We start from the raw sequence: 17,286 nt of genomic DNA, 5'->3' as shown, positions 1-17,286 counted from the left end.
AACCTCACCTGCACTCCCTGAGGAATGCCAGCGCAGTCTGACAAAAGCCAGCCTCAGCGTCCGTTTAGCTTTGTTACCTGCCTGCAAAGAAATGTAAACGGCAGATGACTGCACGGTCCGCCGCGCGGCACAATCGCGCCCATGAACGCTCACCACCCCGCCTGCTGTAGCCCTCTCGACACGCACAACCCGCTGCCCCGCGTACTGCCCGGCGCGCAGCTGATCAGCACCCGTTTCGACCCAGCCCTGCTCGCAGAAGATGACTTCGCTCGCTGCGATATCGCCCCGGTGCGCGGCGTCGCCAAGCGCCAGGCCGAGTACCTGGCCGGACGCCTATGTGCCCGCGAGGCACTACGCCGCGTGACCGGCCAGCCCAGCGTGCCAGACGTAGGTGAAGACCGCGCGCCGCAGTGGCCACGCGGCGTGGTCGGCTCCATCACCCATGGCGCCAACTGGGCTGCTGCATTGGTCGCCCAGCGTGAGCATTGGCGCGCGCTAGGCCTGGACGTCGAGCGCCTGCTGCCCGCAGAGCGCGCCCAGCGTCTGCAGGGCGAAATTCTCACTCCCGCCGAACTGCAGCGCCTGCAAAACCTGGACAACAAGACCCGCGCCGCGCGCATCAGCCTGACCTTCTCGCTCAAGGAGAGCCTGTTCAAGGCGCTCTACCCGTTGACCCTAACGCGCTTCTATTTCCATGACGCCGAGTTGCTGGAAATGGACCACGACAGCGCACGCCTGCGCCTGCTGATCGACCTGCACCCAGACTGGCGCACGGGCGCCGAGCTGGATGGCCAGTTCGCGCTGTTCGATAACAAGGTGCTGAGTCTGGTGGCCGTGGCGGCGTGATCACGCAACACAACAGCATTGATGGATAACCCGGTGCGCGCGGCGCACCCTGCAAAGCCGGCGGCGGTCACGGCGCAGACCGGATTTCATGCGAGCTGGATAGAGCTATCGCGGCTGAAGCCGCTCCCACGGGACCTGTGGGCGTCTGTAGGAGCGGTTTCAGCCGCGATGCTTTTGGCCGAGCTCAATCGCCCCGGATTGCATCCGGCTACAGCGCAGGCAAAAAATCGGTGCGCACAGCGCACCAGGTCCAGCACACAGTCGCGCCCTACTCCCCCTGCTGCCGTGGCCACACCAGGCTGAAACGCGCACCGCCCAGGCTGTCGCTGCGGCCGATCTGCGCACGGCCGCCGTGCCAGTAGATGATCCGGCGCACGATCGACAGGCCCAGGCCATGCCCGCCAGAGGCCCGCGTGCGGCTGTCATCGAGACGCAGGAAGGGACTGAACAGGCGCTCCCAGGCTTCTTCCGGCACGCCCGGGCCGTCGTCCTCGACGTCGATGCGGCAGCGCTTGTAGCCGACCTGGCAACTGATCAACACCTTGCCTTCGGCGTAACGCATGGCATTGCTCACCAGATTCTGCAGCGCGCGGTGCAGATAGCGCGGCTCGGCCTCGACCCAGCAGGCGCCCTCGGCCTGCACGCTGAGCACCGCCCCCGACTCCACACGCACCTTGTTGCTCAGCGGCGCCAACTCGTCGATCACCTGATCGATCAGTGCCTTGAGCTCCACCTGCTGGAAGTTCAGCGCCGGCGAACCCTGCTCCAGGCGCGCGTAGGTCAGCATCTCGTCGACCAGCTTGTCGAGGTCCTGGATATCGCTGTCCATGCCGTCCATGTACTTGCGCCGGGCAGTTTCGTTCGGCGCGTCGGCGATCATCTCCAGGCCGAAACGCAGCCGCGCCACCGGCGTGCGCAGCTCGTGGGACACCGCACGCACCAGCTCGCGCTGGGTGCTTAGGGAGGTCTGCAGGTGCTCGGCCATGGCGTTGAAACTGCTGGCCAGACGCCCCACCGAGTCCGCGCCACGCGTCGGTACGCGGGCATCCAGGCGGCCGCTGGCGATATGCGTGGCCGCACTTTCCAGCGCACGCAGGCGCTGCTCCAGCGAGCGCACCAACAGATAGACGATCAGGCCGATCAGGCTCAGCCCCAGCGCACCGATCAGCACCAGCAGTTGCGGCGGATAAGGGTTCATCTGATACAGCGGGCCGATCTCCAGCACCCAGGGCGTATCGACGATGCCGGAGAACACATAGATGGAGTCGCCGCCCTTGCCCAGTGCCATCACCGTATCGCCCTCGTCGATACGCCTGCGCTGGTCGAGGTCGAGGGTGGCGTCCTCGAGCCGCACCAACTGCAGGTTGAAGCCGAACTGCTTGGCCGCCTTCAGTTCAGCCAGGCGCTGCGGCTGCTCATGCACCGGGTAGCGCACCAGTTCATCGATCAGCAGATAGTTGGTGGCCCGCGCCAACTGCTCGCTGATCTGCTGGATCTCGCCAGTCAACAGCAGCGGCTGCTTGCCATCGAGCAGGCCATAGACCCTGGCCGAGTGCGGGCCGGTCTGCTGCACCAGCACGTGGCCGCGCTGCAGGCGATTGCGCTCGCTGCTTTCCAGCGGCACCTCGCTCAGTGCCTGCAGCTCCAACGGAATACCGAGCAGACGCGACCACACCACCAGAGCGCGCCTGCGCTCCACCTCGTTCATCGGCAGCAGATTGTCCGCCATCAGGCGGAAGGTGCCGCGCGCCAGGCCTTCGCGGTATTGGTCGCCGCGCACCTCGTTGACCAGGTGCAGGGTACCGACGCCCAGCAGCGCCACCAGCACCAGCGCGGCAAGCATGCCGCCATAGATGCGCAGGAAGATCGAGTTCATGGCCGTCCGATCAATCGCGCAGAATCGGCGACGCATCACCGAACGGCAGCGCCTCGGCGGCCTCGGCGACGAACAAGTAGCCTTTGCTGCGCACCGTCTTGATCATCCGCGGGTGCATCGGGTCATCGCCGATCTTCGGGCGAATGCGCGAAATGCGCACGTCGATGGAGCGGTCCTGGCCGTCGTACTCGATACCGCGCAGGGAATTGAAGATCTCCTCGCGCGACAGAATGCGCCCGGCATTGGCCGCCAGCAGCCAGAGCAGATCGAACTCGGCGCTGGTCAGCTCGATGCCCTGCTCGCCCAGCCAGGCTTCGCGCATGGCGCTGTCGATGGCCAGCGCGCCGAACTGCAGACGCCGTGGCTGACCCTCGTCACGCTCACTCTCGCCGCCCTCACGGCGGCGCAGCAGCGCACGAATGCGCGCCAGCAGCACACGCGGGCGCACCGGCTTGCACACGTAGTCATCGGCGCCCATCTCCAGGCCCAGCACCTGATCCATATCGTCGGTACGCGCGGTGAGCATGAGGATCGGCCCCTTGTAACCGCTGCGCACCTTGCGGCAGATGCTCAAGCCATCTTCACCCGGCAGCATCAGGTCGAGAATCACCAGGTGCGGCTGCTCGGCGAGAATCCGCGCCGCCGCACGCGCGCCATCGGCTTCGATGGCCACTCGCAGGCCGTTGCCCTCCAGATATTCGCGGGTCAACTGCGCCAGGCGCTGGTCATCCTCGACGATCAGAATCTGCCACGCTTCTTGTTCCACACCCTTTCCTCTTCGCATAGCGGCAAGTGCCGCAAACACCGCCGCCATTCTAGGGGCTGAGCGCGTCTCGGCGCGAGCGACAAACCAGCGCCCAGACCTGGCACCTGGTTAAGCACAGCACATGCCAAAAACACTATATATAGTGGTAGTCTGTGCGCCGCCGAACAGCTTCGCCACATTGCTGCAAACCTTCCGCCAGGAGCGACGAACGGTCATTAGCAGCCAGAGCCAGAGAACACGCGGGCTACGCTGTTAACACCCACAAGGCACTCACAGCTTATCCACAGGCTGTGCTTTTTCTAGCGCCTTGCAATGCCTCCAACAGCGCACTATCTTGTATCCCTATTGCACGGCACCCACCAGATGTTGGGTTACTGCAGAAAACGGGACACAAAAAGAACGAATCGCGCAAGCCCTTTTCACAGGGTTTTCCAGATATCCCGGCTAACCGTTTCGCCCTAACCCAGGACTGGCCTGGGTTACAGCCGCGCAGCAACGCCAGACGTTGCGTGTGAGCCGGTCAGACAGCGGTCTTATCCGCAAGTCGACCACTATATGTAGTAGGCGGGGCGTGGTAATGCCCCGCTGTGACTTATGCGCCAGGACGGCACTTGAAGTCGTGTCCACCCTGCCCGCTCTTGCGACACCCCGTACCCGGCCCCGCTGCCGCGTGCGGCTCAGTTGTTAACAGGCCGTTGAAAAACGTAGGCGAGGCAGGCAAGACAAGGCAAAAACGACCGAAAAAGCGCAGTTTACGTGTTGTAAATGAGCATTTTGAGGTCGTTTTTAACGCAGGATTGCCAACGCAGGTAGTTTTTCAACCGCCTGCTAATGGAATGAACGGCGGACAGGGCACAGTTTCTAATCGTGACGTCCAACCAAAAATTACAGAACACGGAGATCTCCATGCATACCGACACTACTCGCGAGAACCCGCAGGCCGTGGCGCCGCAGGCCGCTGAATCCTCCCAGGATCTGGCTGCCACCGCCCCCGGCCAACTGCGTGTGATCAAGCGCAACGGCACTGTCGTCCCCTACACCGATGACAAGATCACCGTCGCCATCACCAAGGCCTTCCTCGCAGTAGAAGGCGGCACCGCCGCCGCCTCGTCGCGCATCCACGATACCGTTGCGCGCCTGACCGAGCAGGTCACCGCCACCTTCAAGCGCCGCATGCCGTCCGGCGGCACCATCCACATCGAAGAGATTCAGGACCAGGTCGAACTGGCCCTGATGCGCGCCGGCGAGCAGAAAGTCGCCCGCGACTACGTGATCTACCGCGAAGCCCAGGCCAACAAGCGCAAGAGCGCCAATGCCGGCAGCGACATCGCCCAGCCGCACCCGAGCATCCGCATCACCACCGCTGGCGGTGAACTGCAGCCGCTGGACATGGGCCGCCTGCAGACCATCATCCGTGAAGCCTGTGAAGGCCTGGCCGAAGTCGATGGTTCGCTGATCGAGCGCGAAACCCTGAAGAACCTGTACGACGGCGTGGCCGAGAAGGACGTCAACACCGCTCTGGTGATGACCGCCCGTACCCTGGTCGAGCGTGAGCCGAACTACAGCTACGTCACCGCCCGCCTGCTGATGGACAACATCCGCGCCGAGGCCCTGAGCTTCCTCAACATCACTGCCAGCGCCACTCACCACGAGATGGCCGACCTGTACGCCAAGGCCCTGCCGGCCTACGTGGAAAAAGGCGCCGAGTTCGAGCTGCTCGACCCGAAACTCAAAGAGTACGACCTGGAGAAACTGGGCAAGGCGCTGAACCACGAGCGCGACCAGCAGTTCACCTACCTGGGCCTGCAGACCCTGTACGACCGTTACTTCATCCACAAGGACGGCATCCGTTTCGAACTGCCGCAGGTGTTCTTCATGCGCGTGGCCATGGGCCTGGCCATCGAAGAGCCGAAGAACCGCGAAGACCGCGCCATCGAGTTCTACAACCTGCTGTCCTCGTTCGACTACATGGCGTCGACCCCGACCCTGTTCAACGCCGGCACCCTGCGTCCGCAGCTGTCGTCGTGCTACCTGACCACCGTGCCGGACGACCTGTCGGGCATCTATGGCGCCATCCACGACAACGCCATGTTGTCGAAATTCGCCGGCGGTCTGGGTAACGACTGGACGCCGGTGCGCGCGCTGGGCTCCTACATCAAGGGCACCAACGGCAAATCCCAGGGCGTCGTGCCCTTCCTCAAAGTGGTCAACGACACCGCCGTGGCGGTCAACCAGGGCGGCAAGCGCAAGGGCGCGGTCTGCGCCTACCTGGAAACCTGGCACATGGACATCGAGGAATTCCTCGAGCTGCGCAAGAACACCGGTGACGACCGTCGTCGTACCCACGACATGAATACCGCCAACTGGATTCCGGATCTGTTCATGAAGCGCGTCTTCGAAGACGGCAAGTGGACCCTGTTCAGCCCGTCCGAAGTACCGGACCTGCACGACCTCACCGGCAAGGCCTTTGAAGAGCGCTACGAGTACTACGAAGCCCTGATCGAGTACGGCAAGATCAAGCTGTACAAGACCATCCAGGCCAAAGACCTGTGGCGCAAGATGCTCTCGATGCTGTTCGAGACCGGCCACCCATGGCTGACCTTCAAGGACCCGTGCAACCTGCGCAGCCCGCAGCAGCACGTGGGCGTGGTACACAGCTCCAACCTGTGCACCGAGATCACCCTGAACACCAACAAGGACGAGATCGCCGTCTGCAACCTGGGTTCGGTCAACCTGGTCAACCACATCAATGACGGCAAGCTGGACACCGAGAAACTCAGCCGCACCGTGAAGACCGCGGTGCGCATGCTCGATAACGTCATCGACATCAACTACTACAGCGTGCCGCAGGCGAAGAACTCCAACCTCAAGCACCGTCCGGTCGGCCTCGGCCTGATGGGCTTCCAGGACGCCCTGTACCTGCAGCACATCGCCTACGGCTCCGACGCTGCCGTCGAGTTCGCCGACAAGTCGATGGAAGCCATCAGCTACTACGCCATCCAGGCCTCCTGTGACCTGGCCGAAGAGCGCGGCAGCTACAGCACCTTCGAAGGCTCGCTGTGGAGCAAGGGCATCCTGCCGCTGGACTCGCAGCAACTGCTGATCGAAGCCCGTGGCCAGAAGTACATCGACGTCGACCTGTCCGAATCGCTGGATTGGGCACCGATCCGCGAGCGCGTGAAGAAAGGTATTCGTAACTCGAACATCATGGCCATCGCGCCGACCGCGACCATCTCCAACATCATTGGCGTGTCGCAGTCCATCGAGCCGACCTACCAGAACCTGTACGTGAAATCGAACCTCTCCGGCGAATTCACCGTGATCAACCCCTACCTGGTGCGCGACCTGAAAAATCGCGGCCTGTGGGACCCGGTCATGGTCAACGACCTGAAGTACTACGACGGTTCCGTGCAGCAGATCGAGCGCATCCCGCAGGATCTGAAAGACCTGTACGCCACCGCCTTCGAAGTGGAAACCAAGTGGATCGTCGACGCCGCCAGCCGTCGCCAGAAGTGGATCGACCAGGCTCAGTCGCTGAACCTGTACATCGCCGGCGCCTCGGGCAAGAAGCTGGACGTGACCTACCGCATGGCCTGGTACCGTGGCCTGAAAACCACCTACTACCTCCGTGCCCTGGCCGCCACCAGCACCGAGAAGTCCACCATCAACACCGGCAAGCTCAACGCAGTTTCCGCTGGTGGTGACGAAGGTTTCTCGGCCAAGGCCCAGGCGCCTGCCCAGCAGGCCGCCCCGGCCCCGGCGCCAGTACCAAAGGCCTGTGCCATCGACGAACCAGACTGCGAAGCCTGTCAGTGAAGGCTTTCGCGTGGATCTGAGCGGCGCCCGCGTCGTTGCCAGGTAGGCCGGCCCCCATCACGTACTGAAGTACGCTCAGGGGCTCCGACCTACCAGGCGCCTAGCGCTCACTCGCTCAGCTACACGCTCGAAGGTTGGATGAAAAGCTAGAGCAACACACCGATCGATCCCCTCTCCCGCTTGCGGGAGAGGGTTAGGGAGAGGGCAAGCGGTTCGGCTTGTATATGTGGGAGGGGCTTTAGCCGCGACCCAAAGCCCGAGCAGAACCGCCAACCCTCCCCCCAAAATTCCCGCCCCTCCCCCGGGTCGAGGGGCAACGGTCAGCCAGCAATCCACCGCCTGCTGACCAGTGGTACCCGTTTTACCCTTGCGCGCATCACGCAACGGAACATAATTCAAATTATCTGTATATCCATACAGGCCGGTTTATTCACCGGCCCTCACGCAGGAGCCAAGCCATGCTGAGCTGGGATGAATTCGACAAGGAAGACGGCGCAGAAGCAGCCGTCGCAAGCAACGCCAACGCACAGAGCGCCGGCACCAATTTCGACAAGCTCGACAGCGAAGCTGCCGGCTCGGTCGAGCAGGCCCGCGCCGTCGACGCCAACGACTCCGACGCCGTGGCCCGCGCCAAGAAAGCCCTGAACGACCTCGACATCCAGGAAGGCCTGGACGACCTCGAAGGCGCCTCCGCGCGCGTACAGGTCGGCGACAAGCAGATGATCAACGCCCGCGCCGACCTCAACCAACTCGTACCCTTCAAGTACGACTGGGCCTGGCAGAAGTATCTGGATGGTTGCGCCAACCACTGGATGCCGCAGGAAGTGAACATGAACGCCGACATCGCGCTGTGGAAATCCACAGACGGTCTCAGCGAAGACGAGCGCCGCATCGTCATGCGCAACCTCGGCTTCTTCTCCACCGCCGACAGCCTGGTGGCCAATAACCTGGTCCTGGCCGTGTACCGCCTGATCACCAACCCCGAGTGCCGCCAGTACATCCTGCGCCAGGCCTTCGAGGAAGCGATCCACACCCACGCCTACCAGTACTGCATCGAATCGCTGGGCATGGATGAAGGCGAGATCTTCAACATGTACCACGAGATCCCGAGCGTCGCGAAGAAGGCCTCCTGGGGCCTGAAGTACACCCGCTCGATCTCCGACCCGCAGTTCCAGACCGGCACCCCGGAAACCGACCGCCAGTTCCTGCGTAACCTGATCGCCTACTACTGCGTACTGGAAGGCATCTTCTTCTATTGCGGCTTCACCCAGATCCTCTCCATGGGCCGCCGCAACAAGATGACCGGCACCGCCGAGCAGTTCCAGTACATCCTGCGTGACGAGTCCATGCACCTGAACTTCGGCATCGACGTGATCAACCAGATCAAGATCGAGAACCCACACCTGTGGGATGCCCAGATGAAGGACGAAGCGACCCAGATGATCCTGCAGGGCACCCAGCTGGAGATCGAATACGCACGTGACACCATGCCGCGCGGCGTACTGGGCATGAACGCCGCGATGATGGAGGACTACCTCAAATTCATCGCCAACCGCCGCCTGACCCAGATCGGCCTGAAGGAAGAGTACCCAGGTACTACCAACCCCTTCCCGTGGATGAGCGAGATCATGGACCTGAAGAAGGAGAAGAACTTCTTCGAGACCCGCGTGATCGAGTATCAGACTGGTGGGGCGTTGAGCTGGGATTGAGTTGGGTTCAACACATTAAAACGTCCACGATGTAGCTGCTCCTCAGAAGGGGGAGCAGCTTGGAGACAGGATGATTGAGTTTCTTGGTCAGGGCACTGGCCCATACACTGTCCACAATGTATTTACCCCAACCCAACCAGCCAAGCTTACGTTCATTGACCGGGACATTGTCAATAACGACCTAGTCGATGCTCTAGAGACGCCAGGAACACAGGTAGTTGTGTATGGGCATACTGGTAGCGGAAAAACTACGCTACTCACCAACAAGTTAGAACAGATTTACTCCCACCACATTACAACCAGATGCATGAAGGGAATGACCTTTGAGCAAATCCTTACAGAGGCATTTGATCAATTAGCACCCTTTTATGAGTCTGATCGCTCAAATTCAACAAGCGAAAGCGTGAAGGCAAATATTGCTGCCTCATACTCATCCATTAAATCCTCGCTTGAAGCAGCTAAAACCAAGGCCATCAGCGCTACAGAAAAGAGAGTTCTACCTCCACAACTTACCCCTCAGGCGCTGGGTAGGCTAATCGGAAACTCGGGGCAATGCTGGGTCATAGAAGACTTCCACAAAATCGAAGCAGCAGAAAAGGAAAAGCTTTCTCAGCTTCTGAAAGTATTCATGGATCTAGCATACGAGTATCCAACCGTAAAAATCGTTTGCCTCGGAGCCGTGGACACTGCACGTCAAGTCGTTGACTACGACAAGGAAATGAAAGAGAGAGTGGCAGAAATTGCTGTCCCACTGATGACCGAAGAAGAACTCTTCTCCATCATCACTAAAGGAGAGCAACTTCTTAATATAAGATTCACCCCAAGCGCAAAACGGAAGGTGGTTAAGTACGCATGCGGCATAGCATCAATATGCCACAGACTCTGTCTTAACATGTGCATTAGTGCAAACATAAAATACAAACAAAGCACCCAAACCGCAATAGATGATGAAAACTTCGACAACGCAGTCGAAAAATACATTAGAAGCGCATCAGACTCCTTAAAAAACTCTTTTGACAAAGCATTGAAAATCAGAAGAAGCACAAAGTTTGATAGCTCCACACTTATCATCAAAGCGCTATCACTGGCACCAGAAAGAGGCCTTGCCAGGTTCAACTTACTCAAAAGAATCAAAGAAAATGAACCGACTTACACAGATCAAATCTTAAAGTCTCACCTAGCCAAATTAGTAGACCCAGAGTACGGCTCAATCCTGAGACACGACAGCAACTCCGGACTATATGCATTTACAGACCAATTCCATCGCGCATACGCTCAATCTCTCCAACACACAGATGACAAACAAACTCAGCCACAGTTAATCAGACAAATCTTTATCACTCTCAAGGAAGACTACGCAGTAATCGAGTACGAGAGCTCTGCTGAAAATTAACTCTGATATTGGAAGCGAGTAGCTCGGACAACCGCCGCAAACGGTGGATGAAAAAGCGTCATCCACCCTACGACGAAATAACCGCCGCCGGGTGGACAACGCGAAGCTTGTCCACCATGGTTCAGGCACCGCCACCGCTCAAGGATGAGCCGCCATGTCCAATTACCGACGCGCCCGGAAGGTAAAGGGGACAAATTTATTTTCTGGACGGTAATCGGGGACAGACCACGATTTACCGGCGTCACTCATGCACCTTTTCGCCCTTACGGCGAGTCACTTGACTCGCTTCGCTCGCCCTTCGGGCCAGCCTGCGGCTGTTACTCCGCTTCGCTCCGTTTCTCTTTACTCGCGCAGAAAGTAACCAAAGAGAAAGCGCGCCCGGCATCCGGGTTTCGCTGCGCTCAACTCCCCTCGCTCCGGCGCTGTTCCGAGGGTCGTCGCGAAGGGCCATCCCTGGCCCATCACTCCTCGTTTGGCATCCATGCCAAACGCCCCTCTCCACAGCACCTCCACTCGGCCTCCTGACGGGATTCGGGGACCGCGGTGTTTGAACGTGTTGTGGAAGGCAGAGCAAAAAAGCAAAAGCAGAGCTTAAAGCGAGAGCATTGCGGCCAAGCCGCAATGCTCTCGCTCTGTTTGGTGCTGGATCGCCGATCTCACAGACGACGCCAAACGCCCCGTCAGGAGGCCGAGTGGAATCGTTGTGTAAGGGGTTGAGCGGCATGGATGCCGCGAGAGCCGCGATGGGCCAGGGATGGCCCTTCGCGGCGTGCCCCTGGAACGACGATGGAGCGAGGGAACCCGACGAAGTCGGGCCGGATGGCAGGGGCACAGACCTTTTGCTTACTTTTGGGGCGTCTGCCAAAAGTGAGCCGCTGTAAGAGCGGAACCGGTATCGGCAACAACGTAGAAGCGGCGGGTTCACGCCGAAGGGAAGTGAGCCGGCTACCACCGCAATGGTGGATGGAAAAAGCGTCATCCACCCTACGCCTGCCGAAACGTTGGAGCTATCGAGCTGCCATGGTTGTTGATAGAAAAACACTGCAGCACACTGAGGCTTCATCGTAAGGAGACGACACCAAATGCCGGACACGCCCAGCCCGTCTGGAATGACAAAAGTCACCCCGGTTACCTGTCCGTCATCCAACGCCTCCTGCAATTCTGGCGCTCGAATGGCTGGCCCGTCCTTCACGTAAAACACGATGAAAAGACACCCACGTCGAGCTATTACGTTCACGGCCCCTGGAATGGCATCAAACAGGAAGTCGCGCCGATAGAGGGCGAAGCCGTCATCATCAAGAATGAAAACTGCGCGTTCATAGGCACCCACTTGGATGCCACGCTGAAGGGAATGAACGCAAATCGCATCGTGCTGACGGGCGTTGTGATCCATAACAGCATGGATGCCACCGTCCGCGCAGGCAAAGCGCTCGGGTACAGCATCATCCTCCCGTCAGATGCCACAACCGCCGTACCTGTAACAGGGCCAGGTGGAACCCGCTGGGAAGCCTCGACCGTGCACGAGCTGACGTTGGCCATACTGGGCGCCGAATATGCTGAGGTCATGTCATCAGACGATGTGATTGCACGACTCAGCGAGTAACCCGGACGCCGTATCCAACGGTGGATGAAGAAAGTGTCATCCACCCTGCGCACCGCTTGGATTGCCCTCCACTGACCGCCTTGCGCCAATCTCAGGGAAAGTCGGCCGGCTCAGCCTCATGGGCCTTGTGCAGCAGCTCGATGAACGGCCTTGCCTCAGCGAGCATATGAGCGGCGATGGCAGTGACCGGAATCCCCGGTGTCCATGAGTTCATCACGGCCGCCCCAGAGAGCTCTTTCACCCGCTCGAGCGTGATGACTTCACAACGCTGGGGCATGCCGAGGCGGGCAAGTTGACGCTGAACCATGCCCATCATGGTGCCTTTGAGCATCTCGGCCTCAGGCCAGATCACCGTCTCACCATCCCAGAACGCCAGGTTCCAGATCGTGGCCTCACTCAGGTGCCCACGTTGATTGACGAAGGCCGCATCATCGAAACCCTCACGTATGGCCTGGTGCAAGTAATAGGTCTTGCCGATTTCACCGACATGCTTGATTGCCGCCAGCGGCCTCTCATGCTCGATGACACTCAAGCACAACGGGCCTTGCGGCCCATCGGACGGTGCGGCTGTGCGTACGAACACGGCAGGCTCAACCTCCATGCTGGCGGCCGTGAACTCGCCGTGAGGTGAAAAGACGGTGACGGTCAGTGACTGGTCGCTCGTGCCTTCTTCGACCGCGGTGCGAATGTATGACCGTAGCAACGCTTCAGCAGGCGCACGGTTGAAGAGTTTCAGAGAGGCATCGCGCAGACGCTGCAGGTGAAGATCCAGCCCCTTGATTCTGGAGTGTCTGACCTGCATCGCGGTGAAGTGGGCAAAACCGGCGAAAGCCAACGGGTTCAGCGGTGAAGCGCTGACGGGTTGTCCATCGATGTAGGACGACCGGGACGTATTCCGATGCTGGAACCGCCACTTCTTCCTGAACGGAAGTGGGAGAGGACGGCGTCGCGCAGCCAGCCGTCAGGACGGCCAGCAGCAGGAAACTGCGGTAGGGAAGGGCGGCGTGCATGGTGCGGCTCTCGGCAAGGTCGAGCCGAGACCATCGCCATTCTGCGAAGCCGCATCAGCAAACAAAGGGAATTGGCGTGTTGCCGGTTTTTATGCCGCCCCACACTCGACGAGAGTGGCGATGTGCTGATCTGTTTCCGCAACCCTTCTGCCATACACTTTGACCCACAAGCGCTTGGTAGTCTGCAACTTGCTCGACGTGGACAATGATGCATTGCGCGAATTAACGAAGGTGGCGCAGTTCAACGGCACCCCGGCGGGGCAGACGGGGCTGGAGAAACTGCAGAAGCGGCTGGCGCAGCGAATCGCCGCTTGATCCTGAGTACACGGCTGGCGGCGCGGCAGGCTGAACTATCGCCTTTCGATAAAGCCGATACGACGATGACCGATGCGGGCGAGAAGATAGCTCAGCCTATCGCTGTTGCAGCTGCTCAAACAGGTCGGTCAGCCAGCTGGGACGGGATGTGTTCTGCTCATCTTTACCGAAGAAGGCATCCAGAATGTAGCGATTCTGCTCCTGGCCAGTTGAAGCAGTAGCCATGCGCCCAGACTTGCCGATCACGTCGTCCAGTGTGATACCCGCCGCCGCACCTTTTTCGGTTACGGCCCAGACGCCGTTGACATTGGTAATGTCCGGCTCGAAGGGCTTGAGCTTCACGTCCTCGGAGGCGCTCAGGACGATGTTGTCCTTGATGCTGATGACCGGGGTATAGGTAGCGTATTGGCTACCGAGCGAAGAGTGTGTCGCGCCTTCGGCGGAAAACTTCGTCACCATCTGTTCGAGGAAACCCAGGTCGCTGGTATTGCTCAACGCGCCATAGCCTGGATCGAGGATATGGCGCAAGAAGCCCTGATCAATACGAGTACTGCCGATCGCCGATCCATTCAGGATGCTTGAAGCGGTGGCAGTGTCCTTATCGTTGAAGCTGACCGTGAGTTGGTGCCCTTGGGCGTCGTAGTTGTGACCGTTATTGAAGTTCGAGCGCAACCGCCCATTGTCGTGCTGACGGTAGTCGCCAAGCTCTTCGGCCAGGCGATCCACATAGGTCAGATCGGCGCCTTCGTCCTGCGCATAAGCGTACATGTCCGACAGCAAGGCACGATCTTCGTAGGTGAGGAAGTCGTAAGCGCTGCGACCGATGTTGTTGGCACTCATGCCTTGGGCGCCGTTGGCTACCGCAGGCTCTTTCCCGCCGAACAGGCGGGAAACCATGAGATCGTAGCCATTACTGGCGGGGCCGGCTGTCGATGCCGTGGTGTTGGCCGCGCTGGCGGACTGCGCAGCGGAGATGGATTGCGATGCCGTGGATGAAGAGGCGCTAACCTCCTCTTTGCCAGCGTGAGGCGCTGACGCGAACAACTGGTCGATCAGATTGGCAGGACTACTGCCCTTGCCCTCGGCCCGATGAGTCATGTAGTTGAAGTCGAGGTCGATCAGCTCTTGCAGACGAGAAGCATAGTCGTCCGGGTACTGCGCCTGCTCGATGGCGGGCAGCTCATTGTAGTAGGCAAGCACTTCTTTGAAGAAATTGGTCATCTTGCCGGTGCGGTTGTACTCGTCCATCGCCTGGGCTACAACCTTCTGACGCCATGCTTCCTCTTGGCTGTATGCCTCTGACCATGCGGCCCGCCGCTCGTTAACAGTGAAACTGCCGCTGTCATCATAGGCAATCAGTGCCAATTGATCGCGGGACATGACCTTGAAGGGATTGCTACCTGAACCGTTGACGAAGCTGGTAGCTTGTTTGGCGCGGGCCAGCAGCTCAGGGTCGTCGGTATTGGGCACCTCAGCATCGTGCCGCTCCTGATTCAGGTAGTAATCGTAGCCAGTGATCTGATCAAGCTGTGCCGTAGCCTTCTGGCCCAGCTCCTTACGGCTGAGGCTGGCATCACGAGCCTCAGCATGCGCAGCCGCCTCACCCAATTGGCGAGCCAGGTTAGAGACCGTGCTGGTGCTGCCTGCGGGGGGCGTGGTACTGGTCTTGCCGTCGGCGGAAACGTCCTGGGTTTGGCCCGCAGCACCAGTGGCATTGCCTGTCAGGCGACTGATTAGAGAGGTGTAGGTGGTGATGCCGATCATGGCGAGCCCTTCTGCTCAGTCCGTATCCGCCGCCTTGGCGGCAAAATCCTTGTCCCTATAGGGACCTTCGCCCAGCAGCTGTTCGATCAGGCTAGCCGCGCTGCCCTTGCCCCCGACCTGATGAGTCATGTAGTTGAAGTCGAGGTCGATCAGCTCTTGTAGACGGGAAGCATAGCTTTCTGGGTACTGCGCCTGCTCGATGGCGGGCAGCTCGTTGTAGTAGGCAAGCACTTCTTTGAAGAAATTGGACATCTTGCCGGTGCGGTTGTACTCATCATTGGCTTTGGCGATGACTTGCTGCTTCCATGCTTGTCGTTGGTCATAAGACTCCTGCCATGCGGCCTGCCGCTCGTTAACCGTGAAGGTACCGCTGTCGTCATAAATGACTAAGGTCAATTGATCCGGTGATAAGCCGGCAAAGGGGTTCTTACCCTGACCGTTGACGAAGCTGGTAGCTTGCTTGGCGCGAGCCAGCAGTTCGGGATCGTCCGTATTGGGTACCTCAGCGTCGTGTTTAGCTTTGTTTATGTAGTACTGGTCACCAATTATCTGATCAAGCTGTGCCGTGGCCTTTTGGCCCAGTTCCTTGCGACTGAGGCTGGCATCGCGGGTTTCAGCGCGTACCGCTGCTTCGCCCAACTGGCGGGCCAGGTTGGAAACGGTGATGGTGGGGCCGGTGCCTCCTGCTGGGATCGTGGCACTGGTCTTGCCGGCAGTGGAAACGTCCTGGGTTTGGCCCGTAGCAGTAGTAGCGCTGCCAGCCAAGCGGCTACCGGATAGGGATGTGTAGGTAGTAATACCGGCCATGACTGTTTCTCCATCGCCTCAGCTGCGGCTTGGCTTCATACAAACTTATAGTTCACAGCATTAACGGCTGCATAGCGGAAAGCTTTAGCCTCCGCATGCTCTGCAAACAAAGCGCAAGGAATACTTATGCACCCATGGTATCGTTGGACGCCGCCAGGTCAAATAGAACAAAAAAGGCGCCCGGGTCTCTCGTCAGTAACTATACGCTGTCGGCAACGATAGCCCTGGCAGTATTGCCGAAATGCTGGCCATTGTAGGTGTCCGGTGTGGCGGAGGAGTTTGGCATGACTTTTCCCTGTTTTGTCAAAGCTCTCGATGCCGCTGCAAACGTTCCCAGTGATGCGGAACATTACCGGGAACGCGCGCGGCTTTGCTGTTTATCTCATCGTGAATTCAACCGACCATGCATGGGTCGCGATATTGGTGGAGGTAATATTCGCCGTACAAATTGCCCCCCCGCTGGGAGTGGCCGTCTTGTTCCACGTAGGAATCTTGACACCACCACTGCCCAGCATGTTGACGTAGGTAGTAGTAAAGACGCACTCCTTGCTGCCAATCTTGTAGCGGACGTTAGCGAAGTTCGCATCGGGAGAAATCAAACTCTGGACTTGATAGCTGTCACTGCCTCCCGCTGACACACTGCTATCCGGTTTCGGTGAGGCATTGGCATAAGTGCTCGTCTCATTGGCCGTGATAATCGTATAGACAGCGGCAGGCGTACCGGTGGCCCCGACATGCTTGAAGGTAATCGTGACTGGCGGGCCGGCGTGGGCGGCGCCAGCAGCGGACAGTGCAGCGGTAGTAAGCAGAGCGAGCAGTGATTTACGTGTTTTCATGTTGTACATCTCCATATGAATTGTTGCCGCTGACCGAAAACTGACCCAGTAGAGGCTGTTCTGCCGACTGAAAACTGACCCAGGTGTTCAACTGCTTCTGCTCAATTTTTGAGCAGGAGAACACAGGGTGATCAGTATGGAAATGATGGGCAAAATTCGGCGGATGTATTTCCGCGACAAGCTGTCGCTACATGAGATAGCCAAGCGCACCGGGTTGGCGCGCAACACGATTCGCAAGTGGGTCAGAGCACCTGAGGCCAAGCCGCCGGTCTACCAACGCCGCGCGATCTTTAACAAACTCAGCCCTTTTCACGCCACGCTGGAGCAGGCGCTAAAAGCCGATTCGCTGCGGCCCAAGCAACAGCGGCGCAGTGCCAAGGCGCTGTTGGCGCAAATCAAAGCCGAAGGTTATGACGGCGGCTACAGCCAGCTCACCGCGTTTATCCGTGCCTGGCGAGGGGGACAGGGCAAGGCGTCGCAGGCCTTTGTGCCGCTGACCTTTGCTCTTGGCGAGGCGTTTCAGTTTGACTGGAGCGAGGAAGGCT

The 17,286-nt window shown here is 59.4% G+C and carries 12 protein-coding genes and 1 pseudogene; 7 read left to right on the top strand and 6 right to left on the bottom strand.

Annotated elements, in window-relative coordinates; translation table 11 throughout:
• The first annotated feature begins 141 nt into the window (after positions 1-141).
• A complete protein-coding gene (locus PSOLE_RS14945) occupies positions 142-846 on the top strand; it encodes a 4'-phosphopantetheinyl transferase family protein (protein WP_055985048.1) in 705 nt (234 codons plus the stop codon).
• A gap of 268 nt (positions 847-1,114) precedes the next feature.
• On the opposite strand, the gene PSOLE_RS14940 is transcribed toward PSOLE_RS14945, so the two are convergent.
• Positions 1,115-2,722, bottom strand: a complete 1,608-nt coding sequence (locus PSOLE_RS14940; RefSeq protein WP_074858543.1) for an ATP-binding protein — start codon at positions 2,720-2,722, stop codon at positions 1,115-1,117.
• A gap of 10 nt (positions 2,723-2,732) precedes the next feature.
• Positions 2,733-3,488, bottom strand: a complete 756-nt coding sequence (locus tag PSOLE_RS14935) for a winged helix-turn-helix domain-containing protein (RefSeq protein WP_074858547.1) — start codon at positions 3,486-3,488, stop codon at positions 2,733-2,735.
• A gap of 906 nt (positions 3,489-4,394) precedes the next feature.
• Between PSOLE_RS14935 and PSOLE_RS14925 the strand changes: the two genes are divergently transcribed.
• The 4 genes from PSOLE_RS14925 (at position 4,395) to PSOLE_RS14905 (ending at position 12,009) form a co-directional block, all read left to right on the top strand.
• Positions 4,395-7,304, top strand: coding sequence for a ribonucleoside-diphosphate reductase subunit alpha (locus PSOLE_RS14925; protein WP_074858549.1), 2,910 nt, complete (start codon positions 4,395-4,397; stop codon positions 7,302-7,304).
• A 458-nt stretch (positions 7,305-7,762) separates the two neighbouring features.
• Positions 7,763-9,013, top strand: coding sequence for a ribonucleotide-diphosphate reductase subunit beta (locus tag PSOLE_RS14920; RefSeq protein ID WP_055985058.1), 1,251 nt, complete (start codon positions 7,763-7,765; stop codon positions 9,011-9,013).
• Between the two features lie 70 nt (positions 9,014-9,083).
• On the top strand, positions 9,084-10,406 hold the full coding sequence (locus tag PSOLE_RS14915) for an AAA family ATPase (protein WP_003462213.1): 1,323 nt from the start codon (positions 9,084-9,086) through the stop codon (positions 10,404-10,406).
• Positions 10,407-11,457: 1,051 nt separating this feature from the next.
• A complete protein-coding gene (locus PSOLE_RS14905; protein WP_055986222.1) occupies positions 11,458-12,009 on the top strand; it encodes an isochorismatase family protein in 552 nt (183 codons plus the stop codon).
• Positions 12,010-12,100: 91 nt separating this feature from the next.
• Here PSOLE_RS14905 and PSOLE_RS14900 read toward each other — a convergent pair whose 3' ends face one another.
• Positions 12,101-12,883 carry an aminotransferase class IV family protein gene (locus PSOLE_RS14900; protein WP_055986219.1) on the bottom strand — a complete coding sequence of 261 codons (783 nt, stop codon included), beginning with the start codon at positions 12,881-12,883 and terminating at the stop codon, positions 12,101-12,103.
• 325 nt (positions 12,884-13,208) lie between these two features.
• On the opposite strand from PSOLE_RS14900, the gene PSOLE_RS24945 reads away from it, so the two are divergent.
• Positions 13,209-13,334, top strand: a complete 126-nt coding sequence (locus tag PSOLE_RS24945) for a hypothetical protein (RefSeq protein ID WP_255311657.1) — start codon at positions 13,209-13,211, stop codon at positions 13,332-13,334.
• Between the two features lie 96 nt (positions 13,335-13,430).
• Here PSOLE_RS24945 and PSOLE_RS24725 read toward each other — a convergent pair whose 3' ends face one another.
• The 3 genes from PSOLE_RS24725 to PSOLE_RS14885 form a co-directional block, all read right to left on the bottom strand.
• The gene (locus PSOLE_RS24725) at positions 13,431-15,098 is read right to left on the bottom strand and encodes a hypothetical protein (protein ID WP_074858556.1); all 1,668 of its coding nucleotides are present in this window, start codon (positions 15,096-15,098) and stop codon (positions 13,431-13,433) included.
• Between the two features lie 15 nt (positions 15,099-15,113).
• Complete coding sequence (locus PSOLE_RS14890) at positions 15,114-15,905, bottom strand: hypothetical protein (RefSeq protein WP_033947703.1); 792 nt, start codon at positions 15,903-15,905, stop codon at positions 15,114-15,116.
• A gap of 377 nt (positions 15,906-16,282) precedes the next feature.
• On the bottom strand, positions 16,283-16,741 hold the full coding sequence (locus tag PSOLE_RS14885; RefSeq protein ID WP_042919384.1) for a hypothetical protein: 459 nt from the start codon (positions 16,739-16,741) through the stop codon (positions 16,283-16,285).
• A 136-nt stretch (positions 16,742-16,877) separates the two neighbouring features.
• Here PSOLE_RS14885 and PSOLE_RS14880 point away from each other — a divergent pair.
• Positions 16,878-17,286: pseudogene (locus tag PSOLE_RS14880) on the top strand (IS21 family transposase); the annotation flags it as partial.

The organism is Pseudomonas oleovorans subsp. oleovorans (assembly GCF_002197815.1).
Classification (GTDB): domain Bacteria; phylum Pseudomonadota; class Gammaproteobacteria; order Pseudomonadales; family Pseudomonadaceae; genus Aquipseudomonas; species Aquipseudomonas oleovorans.
The sequence above is the reverse complement of the archived record's forward strand: the minus strand, read 5'-3'. Positions and strand labels throughout refer to the sequence as shown.

What these genes read in the sequence shown, in the direction of transcription:
- PSOLE_RS14945 (WP_055985048.1), top strand. Translation starts at nt 142, where the DNA reads ATGAACGCTCACCACCCCGCCTGCTGTAGCCCTCTCGACACGCACAAC.
- PSOLE_RS14940 (WP_074858543.1), bottom strand. Translation starts at nt 2,722, where the DNA reads ATGAACTCGATCTTCCTGCGCATCTATGGCGGCATGCTTGCCGCGCTG.
- PSOLE_RS14925 (WP_074858549.1), top strand. Translation starts at nt 4,395, where the DNA reads ATGCATACCGACACTACTCGCGAGAACCCGCAGGCCGTGGCGCCGCAG.
- PSOLE_RS14920 (WP_055985058.1), top strand. Translation starts at nt 7,763, where the DNA reads ATGCTGAGCTGGGATGAATTCGACAAGGAAGACGGCGCAGAAGCAGCC.
- PSOLE_RS14915 (WP_003462213.1), top strand. Translation starts at nt 9,084, where the DNA reads ATGATTGAGTTTCTTGGTCAGGGCACTGGCCCATACACTGTCCACAAT.
- PSOLE_RS24725 (WP_074858556.1), bottom strand. Translation starts at nt 15,098, where the DNA reads ATGATCGGCATCACCACCTACACCTCTCTAATCAGTCGCCTGACAGGC.
- PSOLE_RS14890 (WP_033947703.1), bottom strand. Translation starts at nt 15,905, where the DNA reads ATGGCCGGTATTACTACCTACACATCCCTATCCGGTAGCCGCTTGGCT.
- PSOLE_RS14885 (WP_042919384.1), bottom strand. Translation starts at nt 16,741, where the DNA reads ATGAAAACACGTAAATCACTGCTCGCTCTGCTTACTACCGCTGCACTG.